Source organism: Cellvibrio sp. UBA7671 (assembly GCA_002483145.1).
Classification (GTDB): Bacteria; Pseudomonadota; Gammaproteobacteria; order Pseudomonadales; family Cellvibrionaceae; genus Cellvibrio; species Cellvibrio fibrivorans.
Genome location: DLHJ01000014.1, coordinates 646,629 through 667,264 on the forward strand (window position 1 = coordinate 646,629; position 20,636 = coordinate 667,264).

Annotated in this window: 19 protein-coding genes and 1 tRNA gene; 6 read left to right on the forward strand and 14 right to left on the reverse strand. The window is 46.9% G+C overall.

The genetic code is table 11. The features are described from left to right. Positions 1-57 precede the first annotated feature (57 nt). The 8 genes from B4E62_RS14635 to queA form a co-directional block, all read right to left on the reverse strand. Positions 58-630, reverse strand: coding sequence for a helix-turn-helix domain-containing protein (locus tag B4E62_RS14635; RefSeq protein WP_331352543.1), 573 nt, complete (start codon positions 628-630; stop codon positions 58-60). Next, positions 627-3,764 (reverse strand): efflux RND transporter permease subunit, encoded by a 3,138-nt coding sequence (locus B4E62_RS14640; protein WP_331352544.1) that lies wholly within the window; start codon positions 3,762-3,764, stop codon positions 627-629. The genes B4E62_RS14635 and B4E62_RS14640 overlap by 4 nt, the downstream gene beginning before the upstream one ends. Before the next feature lie 5 nt (positions 3,765-3,769). After that, a complete protein-coding gene (locus B4E62_RS14645) occupies positions 3,770-4,918 on the reverse strand; it encodes an efflux RND transporter periplasmic adaptor subunit (protein ID WP_331352545.1) in 1,149 nt (382 codons plus the stop codon). A gap of 229 nt (positions 4,919-5,147) precedes the next feature. Next, positions 5,148-7,157: a hybrid sensor histidine kinase/response regulator gene (locus B4E62_RS14650; protein WP_331352546.1), complete on the reverse strand. Its 2,010-nt coding sequence runs from the start codon at positions 7,155-7,157 to the stop codon at positions 5,148-5,150. A gap of 142 nt (positions 7,158-7,299) precedes the next feature. After that, positions 7,300-8,466, reverse strand: coding sequence for a protein translocase subunit SecF (gene secF, locus B4E62_RS14655; RefSeq protein ID WP_331352547.1), 1,167 nt, complete (start codon positions 8,464-8,466; stop codon positions 7,300-7,302). Between the two features lie 12 nt (positions 8,467-8,478). After that, a complete protein-coding gene (gene secD, locus B4E62_RS14660) occupies positions 8,479-10,362 on the reverse strand; it encodes a protein translocase subunit SecD (protein ID WP_310069753.1) in 1,884 nt (627 codons plus the stop codon). A gap of 178 nt (positions 10,363-10,540) precedes the next feature. Further along, a complete protein-coding gene (tgt, locus tag B4E62_RS14665) occupies positions 10,541-11,680 on the reverse strand; it encodes a tRNA guanosine(34) transglycosylase Tgt (protein WP_331352548.1) in 1,140 nt (379 codons plus the stop codon). Between the two features lie 31 nt (positions 11,681-11,711). After that, the gene (queA, locus tag B4E62_RS14670; RefSeq protein WP_310069750.1) at positions 11,712-12,794 is read right to left on the reverse strand and encodes a tRNA preQ1(34) S-adenosylmethionine ribosyltransferase-isomerase QueA; all 1,083 of its coding nucleotides are present in this window, start codon (positions 12,792-12,794) and stop codon (positions 11,712-11,714) included. 301 nt (positions 12,795-13,095) lie between these two features. On the opposite strand from queA, the gene B4E62_RS14675 reads away from it, so the two are divergent. Further along, positions 13,096-13,181 (forward strand) — tRNA-Leu (locus tag B4E62_RS14675). A gap of 377 nt (positions 13,182-13,558) precedes the next feature. Beyond that, positions 13,559-14,269 (forward strand): SOS response-associated peptidase family protein, encoded by a 711-nt coding sequence (locus B4E62_RS14680; RefSeq protein WP_331352549.1) that lies wholly within the window; start codon positions 13,559-13,561, stop codon positions 14,267-14,269. On the opposite strand, the gene B4E62_RS14685 is transcribed toward B4E62_RS14680, so the two are convergent. From B4E62_RS14685 to B4E62_RS14695, 3 genes are all read right to left on the reverse strand, one after another. Beyond that, positions 14,266-14,649 (reverse strand): hypothetical protein, encoded by a 384-nt coding sequence (locus B4E62_RS14685; RefSeq protein WP_331352550.1) that lies wholly within the window; start codon positions 14,647-14,649, stop codon positions 14,266-14,268. The two genes, B4E62_RS14680 and B4E62_RS14685, sit on opposite strands and share 4 nt — an antisense overlap. Positions 14,650-14,653: 4 nt before the next feature. Then, positions 14,654-15,025 (reverse strand): hypothetical protein, encoded by a 372-nt coding sequence (locus B4E62_RS14690; RefSeq protein WP_331352551.1) that lies wholly within the window; start codon positions 15,023-15,025, stop codon positions 14,654-14,656. A 101-nt stretch (positions 15,026-15,126) separates the two neighbouring features. Then, on the reverse strand, positions 15,127-15,840 hold the full coding sequence (locus B4E62_RS14695) for a hypothetical protein (RefSeq protein WP_331352552.1): 714 nt from the start codon (positions 15,838-15,840) through the stop codon (positions 15,127-15,129). 340 nt (positions 15,841-16,180) lie between these two features. On the opposite strand from B4E62_RS14695, the gene B4E62_RS14700 reads away from it, so the two are divergent. The 4 genes from B4E62_RS14700 to B4E62_RS14715 all read left to right on the forward strand — a co-directional run bounded on the left by B4E62_RS14700 (position 16,181) and on the right by B4E62_RS14715 (position 18,918). Further along, positions 16,181-16,504, forward strand: coding sequence for a hypothetical protein (locus B4E62_RS14700; protein WP_331352553.1), 324 nt, complete (start codon positions 16,181-16,183; stop codon positions 16,502-16,504). A 44-nt stretch (positions 16,505-16,548) separates the two neighbouring features. Further along, positions 16,549-17,253 carry a hypothetical protein gene (locus B4E62_RS14705; protein ID WP_331352554.1) on the forward strand — a complete coding sequence of 235 codons (705 nt, stop codon included), beginning with the start codon at positions 16,549-16,551 and terminating at the stop codon, positions 17,251-17,253. 137 nt (positions 17,254-17,390) lie between these two features. Then, positions 17,391-17,921: a hypothetical protein gene (locus B4E62_RS14710; RefSeq protein ID WP_331352555.1), complete on the forward strand. Its 531-nt coding sequence runs from the start codon at positions 17,391-17,393 to the stop codon at positions 17,919-17,921. Positions 17,922-18,177: 256 nt separating this feature from the next. Continuing rightward, entirely contained in the window at positions 18,178-18,918 is a 741-nt protein-coding gene (locus B4E62_RS14715) for a hypothetical protein (protein ID WP_331352556.1), read from the forward strand. Between the two features lie 101 nt (positions 18,919-19,019). On the opposite strand, the gene B4E62_RS14720 is transcribed toward B4E62_RS14715, so the two are convergent. The 3 genes from B4E62_RS14720 to B4E62_RS14730 are packed head-to-tail and all read right to left on the reverse strand — an operon-like array spanning position 19,020 to position 20,635. Then, the gene (locus tag B4E62_RS14720; RefSeq protein WP_331352557.1) at positions 19,020-19,283 is read right to left on the reverse strand and encodes a hypothetical protein; all 264 of its coding nucleotides are present in this window, start codon (positions 19,281-19,283) and stop codon (positions 19,020-19,022) included. Positions 19,284-19,300: 17 nt separating this feature from the next. Further along, on the reverse strand, positions 19,301-20,107 hold the full coding sequence (locus tag B4E62_RS14725) for a hypothetical protein (RefSeq protein ID WP_331352558.1): 807 nt from the start codon (positions 20,105-20,107) through the stop codon (positions 19,301-19,303). Beyond that, positions 20,108-20,635 (reverse strand): hypothetical protein, encoded by a 528-nt coding sequence (locus tag B4E62_RS14730; RefSeq protein WP_331352559.1) that lies wholly within the window; start codon positions 20,633-20,635, stop codon positions 20,108-20,110. Position 20,636: the final 1 nt, after the last annotated feature.

Here is a 20,636-nt window from a genome sequence, read left to right on the forward strand (position 1 = left end):
CACCCAAATGAAAAACGGCGAGCCAAGGCTCGCCGTTTTTCATTCATCTGAACTGCTTTAGCGGTCAGAATGCAACGCAATCGAATCCCAGCTTGCACAGATAATGCGATCCAACATCGCATCATCAACGGCAACAAACCCTTGCAGCGATTTGCGCGCGATTTCAAAATAGGGCTCAAACGCTAGCGAAAATAAAATCTCATCTGGAAAATTTTTCAGCATCTGCTGTTCGCGCCCGCGCAGGAAAAAAGTAAAGAGCGGCTCCAATACCACCTTCGCCTCTTCATGGCGGCTGCGCAGCAAATCTGCAGGCAGATGATCAAACTGCCCCTTGCTCAATATCATCGCTGGATGACGTTTGAATAGCGCCCAAAAGTTGACGCACATTTGATGGAATTGCTGTTGTAAACTTAGCTCCCTCCCCAATGAAACAAACACTTCCCGCCCCACAGTTTCAATAATCTGGCTATGTAATTTTTTTATCAAATCTTCGCGATCCTCAAAATATAAATACACCGTACCCGTCGCGACGCCCGCCTCTTTGGCGACATCACGGATTGAAAAACCGTGGAAGCCGCGACTCGCCAAGAGATTTAATGTTGCATCAAGAATGATGTCGCACTTGTTCATGATGACACCGAATCATCTGGTTTCGGAGCAGCAGGAAACCAGCGCTGCGCCAAACGGAAGACCACCACAAAAAATACCGGCACAAAGAAAATGGCGAGTACGGTGGCAGAGAACATTCCACCAAATACCCCGGTACCAATCGCATTCTGGCTACCGGAACCAGCCCCCGAACTAATCACCAATGGTGTTACGCCGAGCATAAACGCAAGCGAGGTCATGATGATGGGACGCAAGCGCATACGCACTGCCTCCATAGTTGCTTGCACCAAATCCATTCCATCTTCGTAAAGTGCCTTGGCGAATTCGACAATCAAAATTGCATTTTTCGCAGCAAGGCCGATGGTAGTTAACAAACCCACTTGAAAATACACATCGTTGGATAGGCCACGCCCCATCGCAAATAACACCGCCCCTATCACACCCAGCGGCACCACTAATATCACCGCAAAAGGTACTGACCAACTTTCATAAAGTGCCGCCAAACATAAAAATACAATCAGGATGGAGAGCGCATACAACAGCGGCGCCTGATTACCAGACTCGCGCTCCTGAAATGACATCCCCGTCCATTGATAACCTATACCCGCTGGTAATTTCGCCACAATTTCCTCCGCCGCCAGCATCGCATCGCCCGAGCTAACACCTGGTGCGCCCTGCCCGATAATATTGAGCGAAGACACACCGTTGTAGCGTTCAAGACGTGGCGACCCATAAATCCAACGGCCCGATGTAAACGCCGAGAAAGGTACCATTTCACCTTTGCTATTGCGCACGTACCAATTTTTTACATCTTCCGGCAACATGCGGTATTGGGCATCGCCTTGCACAAATACTTTTTTCACGCGGCCTTTATCGATAAAGTCATTTACATAAGATGCAGCCCAGGCAGTGGAAAAAATGCTGTTTATATCGGTCAACGAAACACCCAGTGCCGTCGCTTTTTCCTGATCGACATCCAACTTAAATTGTGGGTTATCTTCTTGCCCATTGGGACGCACACCTACTAAACGCTTGTCCTGTGCCGCCATACCGAGAAATTGATTGCGCGCTTGCATCAAAGCTTCATGCCCCAAACCGCCCAAATCCTGCAACTGCAAATTGAATCCGGATGAAGTGCCCAATTGGGTAATCGCAGGTGGCACAAAGGGGAATACCATTGCATCTTTAATTTTGGAGAAGGCACCCATCGCACGCGCCGCAATACTTTGCACGTGTTGTGATTCGTCGGTGCGCTCGCTCCAATCTTTCATGCCGACAAACGCGATGCCGTTATTTTGCCCTCGCCCACTAAAACTGAATCCAATTACCGAGAATACAGAACGCACATTATCTTTTTCGTTTTCAAGATAATGTTTTTCAATTTGATCCATAACCACCATAGAGCGCTCTTTGGTTGCGCCAACTGGTAAGGTCATTTGGGTAAACATAATGCCCTGGTCCTCATCCGGCAAAAATGAACTTGGCAGACGGGTGAATAAAAATCCGAGCACCAATACAATCGCCACATAGATCACCATGTAACGACCGGTTTTACCCAACATCGAACTAACACCAGACTGATATTTAGTGGTCGCCTTGTTAAAGTTGCGATTAAACCAACCGAAGAAACCACGCTTTTCGTAATGATCATGTTTGACCGGTTTTAATAAAGAGGCGCAGAGTGCAGGTGTGAGCGTCAACGCAACAATTACTGACAACACCATCGCCGACACAATGGTAATGGAGAACTGGCGATAAATAACGCCAGTGGATCCACCAAAAAATGCCATAGGCACGAACACAGCGGATAACACCAACGCAATACCAATTAATGCACCCGTAATTTGCTGCATGGATTTGCGTGTTGCCTCGCGCGGTGAAAGCCCCTCCTCTGCCATCACTCGCTCAACGTTTTCCACTACCACGATGGCATCATCTACCAACAATCCAATTGCTAGCACCATCGCAAACATAGTGAGCGTATTAATGGAATAACCAAATACGGACAGGACAGCAAATGTACCGAGCAACACTACCGGCACCGCAATCGTGGGAATTAACGTTGCGCGAAAATTTTGCAGGAATAAATACATCACTAAAAACACCAACACAATCGCTTCGATGAGTGTGTGCACCACCGCTTCAATCGACAGTTTTACAAAAGGCGTGGTGTCAAAAGGATAAACAACTTCCAAACTCTGAGGAAAAAAGCCTTGCAGCTCAGCGATACGTTTGCGCACCGCATCAGCGGTATCCAACGCATTTGCGCCTGCCGCTAACGTGATCGCCAAACCAGTGGCAGGACGATTATTGTATTCCGTTTCGAATTGATAATTTTCACCGCCGAGCTCAACGCGCGCTACATCACCTAAACGAATTTGCGAACCATCCTGATTCACACGCAATAAAATATTGCGAAACTGCTCCGGTGTGGAAAGACGGGTTTGCACCACAATACTGGCATTAATTTGTTGCCCCGGCAGCGCTGGAGTACCACCTAGTTCGCCTGCTGCAATTTGCGCATTTTGTGCGCGTATCGCTGTAGCAACATCAACCGTGGTGAGTTTGTAAGTAGCAAGTTTATTGGCATCCAACCAAATACGCATCGCGTATTGCGAACCGAACAATGTTATCTGCCCAACACCATTAACGCGACTTAATTGATCCTGCACGTTGGCGGCCACATAGTCAGCAATATCGTATTTATCCATGCTGCCATCAGCAGAAACAAAACCGATCACCATCAAAAAACCGGCTGATGATTTTGTAACGCGAATGCCCTGCTGCTGCACTTCTTGCGGCAACAATGGCATAGCCGTCTGCAATTTATTTTGCACTTGTACCTGCGCAATATCTGGATCAGTGCCCGCTAAAAATGTCAGCGTCACTTCACCGCGGCCACTGGCATCACTGGTCGATGACATGTATTGCACATTGTCGATACCGGTAAGGCCCTGCTCAATAATTTGTATAACCGTATCTTGCACAGTTTGCGCGGAAGCTCCGGGGTAAGAAGCGCTAATACTCACTGCTGGTGGCGCCACTTCCGGATATTGCGCTATAGGCAATTTAAAAATTGACAGCGCGCCCGCCAACATAATGATGATGGAAATAACCCACGCAAATACGGGGCGATCAATAAAAAATCTGGCCATGTCGTTTACTCCCCGGCCTTGCTGCTAGCCGCCGCCGCTTTGGCGGGTGCTCCCGGCTTCACTTTTTGCAAGCCTTCAACAATCACCTGATCGCCCACAGCCAAACCTTCCAACACCAACCACTGGTCGCCCACTGCGCGGCCGGTTTTTAATTGGCGCAGCTCAACCACGCCTTCTTTATTAATCATCATGGCAGTTGCATTGCCAGTGCGATCACGCGTAATGCCACGCTGGGGTGCCAGCAAAGAATTAGTGCGCACACCTTCGTCCAATTGCGTGCGCACAAACATGCCAGGCAATAACAACCGATCCGGGTTGGGAAATTGCGCGCGCAAAACAACGGTGCCCGTCGATTCATTTACACCCACTTCGGCAAATTGCAAACTGCCTTCGTGCTCGTAGACTGAACCGTCATCCAACAGCAGACGCACTTTGGCGCTCTCTGTCCTTGCAACATCGCCTTTAATCATTTCACGGCGCAGTTGTAACAATTCCTCTGCCGATTGGGAAACATCGACATAAATGGGGTCCAGCTGCATGATACTGGCCAACACATCGGCCTGACCTGCATTAACCAAGGCACCTTCAGTCACAGACGATTTACTGATAACACCATCAATCGGAGCCAACACTTTGGTGTACTTAAGATTGATCTGCGCCGTCTCCACTGCAGCTTTTGCCGCTGCAACATTCGCTTTGGTCTGGCCGAAATTAGCTAAGGCATCATCGTAGTCTTGCTGGCTGATAGCCTTCATTGAGTTCAGATTTTTGTAACGAGCCTCCTTCGCCTTTGCGGCGGCCAGATTGGCATCTGCGCGCGCCAGCTCTGCTTGTGCACTACTCAGCGCAGCTTGGTAGGTTGCAGGATCTATTTGATACAAGGGTGTACCCGCCTTGATTTCAGCACCTTCCACAAACAAGCGTTTCTGGATAATTCCACTCACTTGCGGGCGCACTTCCGCCTTGCGGTAAGCTGAGGTGCGACCCGGCAATTCAACTTGCAGAGGCACATCAGACGCACTCAAAGTCACCACTCCTACCTCAATCGATGCCGGAGCAGCCGCAGTTGCCGGTGTCTTGGTGTCGCATGCAGATAGCGCCAACCCCATGAATCCTATGGCAAAAATTGCCCGATACCGAATAACTGGGAACATGGTGAACTCCTTAAAGTGCGTTAATGCGAGACTGAATAAAAGGCTGGACTGAGGGGGAAACGATATACCTTCTGAAAAATGAACAAATGTTCATTGCTGGATAATAGACAGCTTTGCCGCTAAAACCACGAACATTTGCATTTGTTAACGATTGTGATTAAAGGCTGGAAGTGAAAGAGGAAAAACCGGTGCTTAAAAAGAATAAGCACCAGTTAAAAGAGCTTGGGAATCAATGGTCATGCAGGAGCTTGTTAAATACTTCAATCAAACGATGAATATCCACCGGTTTGGTCAGGTAATCGTAAAAACCCGCATTGCGCCCGCGCTCAACATCGTAAGGCATGGCATTCGCCGACAAACCAATCACCGGAACTGCACGTGTATCAGGATCATTTTTTAATACACTCAAGACCTCGTAACCATCCATTCCCGGCAAGTTGATATCCAATATCACCAAATCCGGCTGCGTACTGCGCGCTTTATAAATACCCAAAAACGCCTCTTCCGCAACATCTAGTTCAAGCTGAGGATAGCGCGCGAAGATTTGCTGCAGTAGACGGATATTGGTTGGGTTATCTTCTACATACAGGACTTTGCAACGACGTTTTACATTGAGCGATGCGGGAGTGTAATCCTTGTTGGTCGAGGTGCGCACAATTGAATCAGCATTCCATTCTGTGGCCATTGGTAAGTCGATCCAGAAAGTAGTCCCCATACCTTCAGCACTGGTGAAATCAAGATACCCCTGCATCATCTCCACTAATTGTTTGGTGATCACCAACCCCACTCCTGAGCCCTCAATATTGGTATTTTCCGCCGTCAAACGGTTAAAGGGCTGGAAGACTTCACTTTGGCGCTGCAGAGGAATACCGCGCCCGGTATCGCGCACACTGATGCGCAATTGCTGCCCGGGTTGCGCAATAAGTTTTACTTCAACCTCGCCGCCCACATAATTATATTTCACCGCATTACTCAGCAAATTCAGGAGCGCCTGCTTAAAACGGACGTGATCGGCAATAACATAGGTATTGGAAAATTCAGCAAGCAATGAAGATAAACGAATCCCTTTGGCGTCCGCTTGTGGCTGCACTAAGGTAAAACATTCAGTAATCAAGCGTGAGACCAATACCGGCTCAAGCGATACCGTCATATTGCCCGATTCGATTTTGGCCAAGTCCAACACATCATTAATCAACTGCAGTAAATGTTCGCCCGCTTTGCGGATTTCGCGCACGTTATCAATTTGTTGGGGTTTTAAATTGCCGTCGTATTCAAATAATTGGGTGTAGCCCAAAATTGCATTGAGCGGTGTGCGCAATTCGTGGCTCATACTCGACAAAAAATCGGACTTGGCGCGGTTGGCTTTTTCAGCTTGTTCTTTGGCCTGGATAACGCGCTCTTCTGCACGCTTTACTTCGGTAATATCCATATTGCTACCCGACATCATAATCGGCTGGCCTTTTTCATTAAACACGGCACGTCCACGACCGCGAATCCAACGAATTTCACCCTGGGTGCTGATAAGCCGGTACTCCACATCGAAGGGCGCACGACCAGCCATGTGCTCAACCAGTGCATTATCAAACTTGGATAAATCTTGCGGATAAATATGTTTGCGCCAAATTTTTAAGCGGTCTTCACCCTCGGTGAGTACATCATCCAGATCGTCATAACCTAATAATTCCCAGCAACGATGGGAAAAGTGGAAGCCGCCGCGGTCGGCATACCATTCCCATATACCATCGCTGGATGCCTGGATAATCCGCACCTGACGCGCCTCACTCTCACGTAGTGCTGCCTCTACCTTTTTAATTTCAGTGATATCAAAATTCACGCCCGACATAATCCTCGCGTGGCCATGTTCATCGCGGAGCGAGTCGGCACGGACTTGCGTCCAAATATAATCACCCATTTTAGTTCGGATGCGATAGGAGACATCGAGCGGTTTGCCACTACGCAAATGCTGGCGCGCGGCCTCGATTGCAAATTCGCGATCATCGGGATGCATATAAGTCAGCACTTTAGAGGCATCGCTAATACTTTCCGCATCCTCAGGACCGTAACCTAAACGCTCCCAGAACCCGCCCGACCATTCGATGTGCTGGGTTTGCAAATCCCACTCCCAAAAGCCATAACCACTGCCATTAAAAATACGCTGAAAACGTCCCACAGTGGTACGTAACAACTCAATATCATCACTTAATTGCAGTGCTGGACTAAAACTAATGTGCTCGATCATAGAAATTATTAGCGAGTTAAGGGAAATTGGTTGGACGATACCCGAGATATCCCGATTGTACAATCGCAGTAAAAACGAGGGGTCATAAACAACAACAGCGCCTATTGGCGCTGTTGTTTGATGACATTAAAAAAGCCGAGGATTATGGGATTTCATCAAGCTCAGTACCATCTTCTGCTTTAGCTTTTGGCATCAAATCTTCTTTGGTGATACCCAATGCCGCAGTGATATTTGCACAGATATAAACTGATGAGTAAGTACCGGCAACAATACCGATAATCAGCGCCAGAGCAAAACCTTGCAAGACTTCACCGGCGATAAAATACAAACAAAACAACACAATAAACACCGACGCAGACGTCATAATAGTACGGCCAAGCGTTTGGGTGATGGAGATATTGATCACCTCGTGTGGATCTGTTTTACGCAGGATGCGGAAATTTTCACGGATGCGATCGTAGATTACGATGGTATCGTTGATGGAGTAACCTATCAGCGCAAGGATTGCCGCCAGCACAGTCAAATCAAAATCCCAGTGGAAAAATGCGAAGAAACCCAAGGTGACAATAACGTCGTGAACCAAACCAATAATAGCGCCGGTTGAAAATTTCCATTGGAATTGTACGGCAACGTAAAGGAATACCAAGGCAAAGGCCACCAGCATTCCCAAACCACCTTGATCGCGTAACTCATCACCAATTTGCGGCCCAACAAACTCGCTGCTGCGCAATTGAATTTTAGCGCCGGTTGCCTGTTCAATGTCGGCGATAATCTGACGCAGATAAACAGAGTCGATAGAGTTTTCAACTACAACCAGAGTTTTACCTTCACGAGTTTGGTATTCAACACGGCCATAGGTTTCCGGAGAAAACAACGCTTTTTGTTGCAGCGCCTCTGCACTCACATTGGCAATCACCAAGGTATCTGCAAAACCTTCAAGCTCGCGTGCCGGACGCTCGATACCTTCCAATGCTGCCCCGGAGCCCAAGGCCGCAATTTGCGTAGTGAGCTTTTCCTGCGCTTTTACTTTCATTTGATCCTGGGTGCGGATCATAACCTCTTGGTCAGAACCAAAGAGCACCGCGACCGGGCTTTTCAATTCTTCTTTTTCCAGCACACCTCTGATGTTGTCCAGATCCGCAGGGCGATCAAACAACAATTCCAACTGAGTACCACCGGTAAAATCCAAACCCAGTTTCAAACCATTAATCGCCAGTGACGCAAGAGAAATAATGACTATGATGATGGACAAGGCGGAGGTGTAATGTCTAACCCCCATGAAATCGATAATACGTAATTCCTTAGTCATAGCAGTGATCTCTTAAATCGAAATTTTCTGTAAGTTTTTACGGCCGCCATATACCAAATTGGCAAGGGCGCGACTGCAGCTGACCGAGGCGTACATAGTGGTCAGAATACCTACAATCAGGGTAACCGCGAAACCTTTGATCGGGCCTGTACCTATCGCAAACAAAATCACACCCACAATCAAGGTAGTCAGGTTGGCATCGAGAATGGTAATGAATGCACGTTCGTAACCCGCATAAATTGCTTGTTGCGGCGAGGCGCCATTTTTAAGTTCTTCACGGATACGCGAGTGAATTAACACGTTGGCATCTACCGCCATACCAATCGTTAATACGATACCGGCAATACCAGGTAATGTGAGCGTTGCGCCAAACATCGACAACATAGTGATCATCAGCAGCAGGTTAAGTGCCAATGCAATGTTGGCGAAAATACCGAACATGCGATACACCACGAGCATAAACAGCACTACCAGACCGAAGCCCCACAGAGTTGCATCAACACCATTTTTAATGTTTTCTGCCCCGAGCGATGGACCAATTGTACGCTCTTCCACAAAGTGCATAGGTGCGGCCAAAGCACCGGCACGCAGCAAAAGCGCAAGTTCTGATGCTTCTGCGGGGTTATCCAAACCGGTAATGCGGAACTGCACACCCAACGCACTTTGAATTGTCGCAAGGCTGATAACTTTGCGCTCAACGTATTGCGTCATTTTTTCTACATCTTCACCCGCTGCATTTTTGACAATTTGCGTTCGGGTTTTGTATTCGATAAACAGGATACCCATTTGACGGCCAACGTTATTGCGGGTCACGCGGTGCATATGCGTTCCACCCAGGCTATCCAGCGTAATATTCACTTGGGGCTGATTGGTTTCCGGATCAAAACTGCTCGTAGCATTAGCAACGCGATCACCAGTTACAATAAGTTGTTTTTCCAAAACTGCATTGCCGCGCTGCATTTGCATCAGCTCGTCTTTGAAGGGGAACTCTTCTTTATTGGAAACCAAGGTATCGGGCGATGCGCCCAAACGGAATTCAAGGTTGGCGGTTTTACCGATCACACGCTTGGCTTCTGCAGGGTCTTGAATACCGGCGAGCTGCACGATAATCCGGCTGCGTCCCTGGCGCTGAACCATTGGTTCAGATACGCCCAATTCGTTAACGCGGTTGCGCAAAGTGATCAGGTTTTGGCTAACAGCATAATCTTCAATTTCGCGCACGCCTGCTTCGGTAAAATTAGCAGCAAAGGTAAATTCACCTGCGGTTTGCTCGCTATCGGGAGTAGTAAACAGCATGGTGGGATAATCACCGCGCAACAAACTTAATGCTTCGTCACGCGCTTCTTCTGAGCGGAAGCGCGCGGTGATTTGATTATCTTTCTGCGCAACAACCGATGCGTAACGCACCTTGGCTTTGCGCATCTTGTCTTTCATATCGTCAGCATTGATCTCCTGACGTTTGGCGACTGCAGAAGCGGTATCCACCTCCAGTAAAAAGTGCACGCCGCCCGCAAGGTCAAGGCCCAACTTTAGGGGCGAAGCACCCAAAGACTGCAGCCATGCTGGTGTAGTTGGTGCTGTATTTAAAGCGACCACATAACCATCACCCAATGCTTGCTGCACAATTTTACGCGCAACCATTTGTTGCTCAACATCCTTAATGCGCAACATGGCGGTCTTGGCAGTCACTTCTCCACCAAACGCTTCAATGTTGGCGGCTTTTAGCGCTGCCTCCATTTTTGCCAGTACAGGTGCATCGATAACTTTTGCACTCGAATCACCCGAGACTTGCAACGCGGGATCTGGCGCATAGAGGTTAGGGATTGAGTAGATAATACCGATCACAGCAAAAAACAGCAGCAAGAGGTATTTCCAGAGCGGGTAGCGATTTAACATAGGTTTTCCCAACTTATCAGCGGCGGGTTTTAAAGTCGTTTCGATTCGCTGTACCGCTCAAATCGTGCACTTCTCATTCGCCTTATTTCTACTTGCGCACAGCAACAGAAAGTTACTGCGGTATGGTCAAGGGCGCCGGATTATACCCTTTAATTGGCGTACAACAACGGTGCAGCACTCATTGTGTGGGTTCTGGCGGTACTTCCAAGCCCTGGCGACCATAAAAGTCGACTAAAAAAGCATCAAAAGTGTTATCGCTCAATGCCTTGCGCATATCCGCCATGATTTTTTGGTAGTAGCGCAGGTTATGAATTGTGTTCAATTGTGCGCCCAGCATCTCGTTGCATTTGTCCAAATGGTGCAGATAAGAACGCGAGAAATTTTTGCAGGTATAACAGTCACATTGCGCATCAAGCGGACCGGTATCGTCGCGATATTTAGCATTGCGCAGCTTGATCACTCCTTCGCTGGTGAATAAGTGACCGTTGCGCGCATTGCGAGTAGGCATAACGCAATCAAACATATCCACACCGCGACGCACACCTTCCACCAAATCCGCTGGCTTGCCCACACCCATCAAATAGCGCGGCTTGTGCTTAGGCATTTGCGGCGTAAGGCTTTCGAGAATGCGCAGCATATCTTCTTTGGGTTCGCCGACCGACAAACCGCCAATCGCATAACCATCAAACCCAATTTCCACTAAACCGGTCAGGGATTCGGTGCGCAGATTTTCATACATGCCACCCTGCACGATTCCGAATAACGCCGAGGGGTTATCACCGTGGGCGATCTTGGAACGCTTGGCCCAGCGCAGCGACAATTCCATCGAGTCACGCGCTTCATGAATAGTCGCCGGATAGGGCGTGCACTCGTCAAAAATCATAACGATGTCAGAACCCAAATCGCGCTGCACTTGCATCGACTCTTCAGGCCCCATAAACACTTTGCTGCCGTTAATGGGCGATTTAAAAGTCACACCGTCTTCGGTAATTTTGCGCAACTTACCCAAGCTGAAAACCTGAAAGCCACCGGAGTCGGTCAGGATAGGGCCTTTCCACTGCATAAAATCGTGGAGGTCACCGTGCGCCTTTATCACTTCAGTACCGGGGCGCAACATTAAATGAAAGGTGTTACCAAGAATGATATGGGCACCTATGTCTTCCACATCGCGCGGGGTCATACCCTTCACAGTGCCGTAGGTTCCTACAGGCATAAATGCCGGAGTCTCGACTGTGCCGCGCGGAAACTTCAAACGGCCACGACGCGCCCTGCCCGTCTGGCTATCTAATTCAAATTCCATAAAACATTGGTTAGTCACGATCTTCTCTCTCGGCTCAGATAAGTAGTATTCAAACAGACCCGCCAACTGGTTGCTGCGCGGCCGCAGGATTGCGGGTGATAAACATGGCATCGCCATAACTGAAAAAACGGTATTGCTGTGCAACAGCTTCTTTGTAAGCAGCCATGGTAAAACCATATCCAGCAAAAGCCGACACCAACATAATCAAGGTAGATTCGGGCAAATGGAAGTTGGTCACCAACGCATCGACCACCTGAAACTGGTAGCCAGGATAAATAAAAATACTGGTCTCACCCTGATAAGGATGGATCGCGCCTTTTTGAGAAGAATCCGCATATCCCTGCGCGGCCGATTCCAAACTGCGCACGCTGGTAGTACCTACGGCGATAACGCGCTTGCCCGCCGCCCTGGTTGCGCGCACCCGCTCACACACCTCGGGTGACACATCCATAATTTCCGAGTGCATCTGGTGCTCGGCAATATTATCGACACGCATATTCTGGAAAGTGCCCGCTCCCACATGCAAAGTCACAAACGCGATATTCACGCCTTTTGCACGCAGCTGCTCCAACATCAATTCATCAAAATGCAAACCGGCGGTAGGTGCAGCAACAGCACCCTGCTCTTTGCTATACACGGTTTGATAGCGCTCGCGGTCGGCAGCAACATTGTCTCTATCTATATAAGGAGGCAATGGCATATGGCCGATACGATCCAACACGACCAACGCCGAATCATCACCCAGAAATTCCCACTCGAACATCGCATCGTGACGGGCAACCAATTGCACGCGGGTGCCATCCTGCAATATCACCTGCGAATCCACCTTGGGTGCTTTGCTTGCACGGGTATGGGCGAGCACGCGGCGATTATCCAACACGCGCTCCACCAGAATTTCCACCTGCCCGCCCGATGTTTTCTGACCGAACAAGCGCGCCGGAATCACGCGGGTATTGTTAAACACCATCAAATCACCCGGCTCGACCAGATTGAGCAGATCGGGAAATTGCCCATGGGCAAGCTGCCCACTCCGGCCATCCAAATGCAATAAACGACTACCCCGCCGCTCTGCAGCAGGTGCACGGGCGATAAGGGCATTAGGTAACTCGTATGAAAAATCCTGGCGGCGCATAACAGTCAGATAGAGTAAATAAGGTTGGCGTGAAAAAGGTCGGCAGGGTAACCCAATTTAGGGCTCTTGCAAAATCAAGCGCCGAGGGAATCGCTCTAATTAGGACGCCGGATTTTGAATCCGACGCGTCTCCTGACTCTCAGGATAGACAGTGGAAGGCGGCAGCAACCGTAATAATCAACCGCTTTTTGATCAACTTGCCTAGTAATTGAATCAAATGGATTACTGATTAAGGGCTTTATGAAGTTTTCGTAATTAGTGTTTGACAGACAGGCGCAAATCATTAAAATGCGCACCACTCGCCAGTGTGGCGGAATTGGTAGACGCACCGGATTCAAAATCCGGCGCCCTTAAAGCGTGTCGGTTCGAGTCCGACCACTGGCACCAAACCCGTAAAATCAAGGGCTTACAGCAATGTAAGCCCTTTTTTTTCGTCCAAATTTCGCCGATCAAAACCCCTATGGGGGCACGCAGGGGGCGCACAATAAAAAAGCACCTCAAAGCCGCGTCGTTATTGAGTAGTTACTTTGTTTATTTAGTGAACGGAAACTTCATTTTTCTTCAATTTACTTCCCCCTTCGCACTGTCAATGTGCCCCCGTGCCCCCCAATCCTGCGGGCTGCATTCAATATGTCATTTCAAAAATTCAAATTTTGCGCAGAACCCGCAGGTCGGGGAGGAGTGAATTTCCAGCCTGGTCCACGTGTCTCTGCTATTTTTTCGGGTGGGGGTATACTTCGGGAAACTATTGGGAGGATCGCACCATGTGCGGATATGCACGCAGGCACATCAGACTGGCAGACCTTGAAGAGTTCGTGAAACTCATAGGCCTCCTGGGCGCGTACCAGTTTGATCTATTCGATGAGGCGTTGCTGCACTTCCGCCCGGCGTTCGGTGGCGCCGCACACCAGCAGATAAAGGATTTGATTATTAACGACGAGGGAAAATTAAAAACGGTCGATGCGACCTGGTGGTATCAGTGCGAGGAACAGGACGGCAAGTTGATCGTTGATAACAAACTCACCACCTTCAACGCACGCAACTTAACAAGCCGCTATTGGAAATCGGGCATACGCCATCACCGCGCGATTGTATTGGCAACCGCCATTGGTGAAGGAAAGGAAGTCGATAAGAAAAAACACAGCTACTTCGTTGAAAGCGATACACCACTACTCATCGGCGCCGTGTATCGCAAGTTTGAAAACAATTTATACAGCACCGCAATCATCACACGCGATGAACACCCGCGCTTCTCTGAATTTCACGATAAAGCCTTCCCACTATTTTTACCGCCCGATCCAGAATTTTTACAGCTATGGCTAAGTGATGGACCGGAAACGCACCCGGCGATTGCGCACCTGCTAGAAAACCCGAGCATATTCAACACACTGAAAGTAACGGAAGTGAAAACGTTTAAAGATGCAGTAGCGAAAGGCGAAACCATAACGCTCGCCCCGGACGAACAAGCGGCCTAACGAACAACCGCCAGTTTTTGCACTGGCGGCTTACTGCTACGCGGTATGATGATTAATTTACCCTCCTTATCAGAAATCAAAAAAACCACCCATTGCCCGGGTGCAGACGAGGCCTGATCCGTTCGCCAGCCCAACACAACCTCATCTTCTTTTAAATCGATCCATTGGCACATCGCATGCGGGTTGCCGTTCGTGTAACGCGTCGCCAGCACCTTCACTTTGTGCCCGCCCTCATCATCAATTGAGCTGATATTCCTAACACCAGCGCAAGGAACACGAATTACAGTGCCCTTTAATCCCATCACATCGACAATAGGAAAATCTCTTTGCCCGGCAACATCGCCAGCCCAAAACCGTTTGTAATATTCGATAGCCGACACAACGTCACCCTGTCGCTTGCAGTTGAGATGATTTGTCACTAACGCGCGGCACAATAATCGGAACGCCTTTGTCATCAACGAGCAGGTACACAATCCAGTCACCCATTGCCACATTGCTCTGGTTGGTACGCCAGCCCAATACAGCGTCATCGACGGATATATATTTCCAGTCGCTCTCGGTGGTTGCGTAAGTCTCGGAATAGCGCTCGGCTATCACTTTGACGTAATGGCCTTTGGTTGTTTTGGTGATGCGCTCATTGGTAAAACCCACGCAGGGCACGCGGATTCTGGCGCTGTCCTTACCCATTACCTCCACTTCCTGGGCGATGGTGGAAGGCCAAATCGTATTTTTGAGTGTATATTCAATAGCGGCCATAGTGCCTCCTATACTGTATTTTCATACAGTACATTTTAAACACACTCGAGCCATCCTTGGAAGCCCCTTGGCTTATAACTATTACGTCGCAAACATAACTTTCATATAGTTCGAATTAGAGCAAAGCTCGCTTCGTCAAAATCAAAGCCAAAATTAAACAAGTGATCATCCTCGTCTTTGCATTCGATTGAGAAAAATGGTTCAGAAATTGAAGGCTTCTGGCCGTCTAGCCGGAAAGTTGCAATTGCGCCAGAATTAACGTGCGTGCCAACGAAATTAAAAACTAAACTTTCAAAATTGTAGGTAACTATTTTTAAATCTTTTGCGAAGCCCCTACCGTTATTTTTAATCTCAATGTCCCAACTCCCATTTGATTTTTTCAGGATCCTCGCTGTGAGTTCAGGCTTTATTTCACGCCTCCGGAGGTCTTCTAAGTATTTCTTATTCTCCTCGAATTCAGATCTATGAAAGTGATGTGCTTGCTCGGAAATATCAACTTGTCTTTTTGAGCTGTCAGCTATTATCTGGTTTGAGCGTACATAAAGTGACAATTCAGTGAGCTGCGCTTCCAATGCCTTAGTATTTAATTGCAACTCCTCCCCCTGCTGCCTATACCCCGCAACCAACCAGAACAGCGCGAGTGGGGACATAGTGCCCGCCAAAAAATCGCCTATCGCATTTGGGTCCATGGACAAAAACTTGTCCCATTTAAAAAACACATACGCCGCAACACCACCCAACCAAACAACTGTAACCGCAATTGCCCACTTGGTTGATGTACGCATCTTTTGTTTTTCCTGCTTTATTTCTTCCATATCTACCCGCCCACTAAAAGTAAACAAAAACCCCGTTATTACACAATATTGCACTGTATTACACATTGACACAGCAAACCACCCGCACTACTCTACCAATGCAACGGCAAAATCCGCTGCCAGGACTGGTACTCCTGAAAACTTTCTAGGAGCAACAAGCGCGCTCTGCGCTTTTTTTGTTGCTGGCTTTCGGCTACCTTGCGTTATGGCGGCTGGGCGGGGCTACCCTTCGGGGTGGGCCGGTTTCCTAGAGTTCCGGTAGTACCAACCCTGTCCAGTCGCCTCCATGACTTGGTACTCATGCAGGCGGTTTTATAGGAAATTAAACTAGGTCTGTATTATGAAAACTAACTCCGCACGCAAAACTTCCCCTGCAACACCGGAAACAAAACTCCGCCGTGTAATTAAATTAGACGCATCGCAATTCGCGATCTACACCACCGGCACAATCGATATTTTAAATCCCGACGGTGAACCAATCGATTGCATTGGCAACACTGTTACCTTGCTCAATTCAAATGAAGCACGCGAGAAGTTGGCAAACAATTTACGCTTGATTGAAGAATTGCTTTTAAACAGCCACGATGGAATTCAATTATCTGAACATGCAGTTGCAGGGCTCGCGGAAACGCTATCGCGCGCTGAAAGGATGATTGGTAACTAAAAATAATTAAGGCGGCCGGTTGGCCGCCACACCGGAGACAAAATGTGACTAAAAGAGGCAAGTTTATATACTTTGGACTCATAGCAACTTCAGCACTGATAATTATAAACGCAATCTATTGGCTCATTCATTTTTACCTGAAGTCATCAAACGTATTGGATGAGCAATTGGGAGGGCCTGCTGAGTTTGGCCAATTTGGAGATATGATCGGAGGGATCTTAAATCCAGTCTTTGGGTTTATCACAACAATAGTTGTGCTGTATACGCTGTATCTAGAATTGGAGAGCAGCAAAAACAACGAACTAGTACGTCAACGGAATGAATTGCATGATTATCTAATCAAAGCTCTAAAACAATATGATGAGGAAGTAAACAAAAAGCAATTTAATAACCAAAGCTTTTTAGATAGATATACCATTAATAATCTATTCAATCCCGAAATGCTAGGTGAATATGAGCAAGCATTTTTCCTTCTGGATAAATACAACAAGAATCATAAACCGATTCCACCAACAGAATCTAATCCAATAATTAGACCGTTAGGTCGAATTCAATTAAAGCAAGAATATATAATTAGGGCATACGTCAGTTTAATAAAAATACACGATATTGGAATAATTAAAGCAGGTCTAGCAATGGAGCTGTTAGGCTGGATTAAAACTCAGCGGGAGCACAGAATTTTGTCCGGTGACGAATCAGAAAAAATTACAGACCAAGTAATGAAATTATTTCCCGATGGCGCTATATAATTTTTTTGAATATTAGTCATCTGTAGGGGCAGGCCGCGATTTAATTCTATCGCAGTCCGCTTATCTCAACCAAAATTATCTGCTTGAAATTTATTCACCCTAGAAACATCACAATCAGACATTAGAGGGAGTAAAAAATGGAAGCAATTGAAGTAATAGACACTGCAGTTAAAGTAGGACTTGGCGCGCTCATAACGGGCTTGACTACATACGCAATAACAAAGGCAAACCATAAATCTGAAAAGTCTAAGGAAGCAGTAAAAAAACGAGCAGAATTATTGACGTACTCGCTGGAAAAAATTGAAACTTATTTTAATGCAATGAACGACCTTGGAGGCTTGATAAACGGATTGCATGAATTGGGTTATGAAGCGGGAGCAATCCCCTTAGAACAAATCAATTATTTCCATGAAACAGACGACAATCTTGTGAAAGCAGCGGAATCTCGAGTTATCGCGAGCTCAAGACTTAAGTTAATGGGCTTAAAAAATATTGCATCCTTACTTGAAGACACTAGGAAGCTAGAAGATGAACTCAGACATAAATCAGCGTTCAAATCCGAGCTGATATCCTCAGAAGAACTAATGCAAATCATGGGAAATATCATCGCGAAAAGAGATGAAATATATGAACTGCTATCAAATGAATTTACAGCACTTTATGAATAGCGACAGAAAAATTAGTCAAAATCCGGATCAACTCCCAAATTAAGCAAATCTAGCGCCCGCTCTCCAAAACAAAATTGCCCAAATGAAAAGTTAATATTTAGCAGAACAACTTGGGCGTAATTGGTGAAATTTCCGTAGCGGGGTAAGCAAATACGATATATTAAACAGAAGGAAGTAATTTTAACTAAAAATAATTAAATCGGACAGATGGCCGCCTTGCAAAAGGCCACGATTTAACTCTATTCGAGGACGAAAAATGTTAGTTAAATTTTGTGAGCATAAATACAATCCGCTCGGTGCGTGTAAAACGATAAGGCTAGGCACAATTGAGTATTATCGAACACTCAATCCCTCATTCACGATTGCAGACCCTCATGAAGGGGTAGATTCGTATGACGTAGACTATTTTTCAGAAGTGCCAAATGAAGAATGCAAAAAGTTTCTAGCGAACGGATATTTTAATTTAGGCGACGCTAAACGTGTAACAATGGTTGGCGTAAAAATTAAAAGAACGCACCCTAATTGTTACATCTGGTGCTGCAAAAAAATTGAGGGCCAATTAAAAAAAGGAGATGGACGCTCTATAGACGTTAAATATTCATCGCACTACATAATTAAATCTCCAGAAGAATTCGCAAACCATGCAAAAAAAATGCTTCATCAGAATTTATCAATCGATAGTTTTGACGAAAGTTCTCAACACTACATTTCTGGAAATTCACTTTCAATTACTGATCTTGAGCTACATTGTTATTACGATGAAATAAGATATGTTCCTCAGAAAATGGGGGCTTTCTTCGGAGAGCATTCCTTCCACTACAATCAAGATATTCCTGATTTCATAAGACACGTTTTCACAAAACCTGAGAAGCACAAACATGAAAGTGAATTCCGTTTTCTTTTTAGTATTTTTTGCCCAATAAACAAAAGGCTATTGACCGTTAAGAAAGATCCTATTAATTTGCAATGGATACCCAATAGTGCTATTGGTTTATAGTAAATAACAGGTTAGGCTCCGTTCTTTGCATTCATGATTAGCTTTAATGCAAACAAAAAAGCCCCATGCAATTACATGAGGCTTTTCACAGTCAGTAACTGTCAATTTAACCCCGCAGGCTGCGGGCTAATAATCGTGTGAATGGGAATAGCCTGATACATCCCTGAAAGCTCATCAACACGCGCATAGGCCTGTTCTGACGTTTCATAAATCTGCGGCACCGGATCGTTATCAACGCGAAAAGTCATATCGTAAGCGGTGATTTTGCCGCCCATATCAGACTTCCAATTTTTTATTTCCGATTCGCTTCGCGACTCATTAATTGAGCCGTCATCCGCAACCAATCGATAAACTAATTCACCCATTTTAAAACCTCACCTCATTAAAAAGACCGATTAACTTTCGTTTCTTCGTGTGACATATAATCAAACGCCGCAACATCCTGCGCAGTAACGCCGCTGGATGTTGCAATCACCCCATGACCAACGCGATAAACGCCATCAGTGGGTAAATTTGTCGATACGGTTTGCGCCGCAATTAATGCACCCGCGCCATCAAACACACTGAATGTTGCTGAAGCGCCATTATCTGCAATCACAATTTTTAACTTGTAGTACACACCCGCAGTAAGCGTTGTTATCACCGGCGATGAGGTATACACGTTGTTGATCCCACAGCGCCCCACAACAGAACCTGCCGTAACAACAAACGCCACTTCATGGTTCCCAGCAGAAGATGAAATAGAATTTGTGTAGCCTAAAACAACTTGCGATGTTGCATAAGCAACGGGCGAAACATAAAAAATAAAACGCGATACTTCACCACCGGAAAGCGCAAAAGCGGTGTTGGCAGTCAGTGCCCGGTAGCCGCTGTTTGCAGTAGTGGATGACCTGAACATGTACATCCCAGGGTGAGCAACCAAGTTACCCGCCGATACTGAGTTTGCACTGCCACCCGAGTTTGCGCCAAATGTCCACGCAGACGCATTATTGCTAATAAATTCATTTTCAATTTTCACAAACGTGTTTGCTGCGGGGTTACGCCATTCCGTCGCAAAAGGCGTAGAACCATTTTTAGCAAGCAGTTGCCCGTCAATACCGTCAATAGGAATTAGGCGCGGCATGATCGAATTAAACTTCTCCCTGATAGCGATCGTCAATAAATTCACTCGCTCAACAAGTGTGTTCATTTACACAAGTCCTGCAGTAAATGTGGTTACAAAATTGGTGTCCGGATCGCCAATTTCATCAGCACCATATGCCGCGATATTGGTTCGCGCATTTTGTTTTTGCGTCAGCGTAAGCCCTTGCGTATTAATATCGGTACGCACGCGGCTTGAAAGTGCGGCGGTCATAGTGCCAACAAAATTAGCATCGTTATTCAGCGCGTTTGCCAGCTCTTGCAACGTATCAAGCGCAGCTGGGGCACCCGCCAAAACACCGTTTAAACCCGCCGTAATTTCGCTAGCGATTTTGGTAATAGACCAGGTGCTGGTAGTGCTATCGCTCAGCGCATCATTGATCGAAGCACCGCCACCACCGGCGACGGAATCCACAGCTACTTTTAATTCATTGATCGCCGCAACCAAATTGGTTTTGTTGGCAGTATTCAATGCAGATAAGTCCACCATTTTCCCGTTAAGCAAAGTTCTTAAAATTTTGCACTCGGTTGCAATAACGGTGGATAAATCTTTAATGCGTTGCTCTAAAGTACTCATG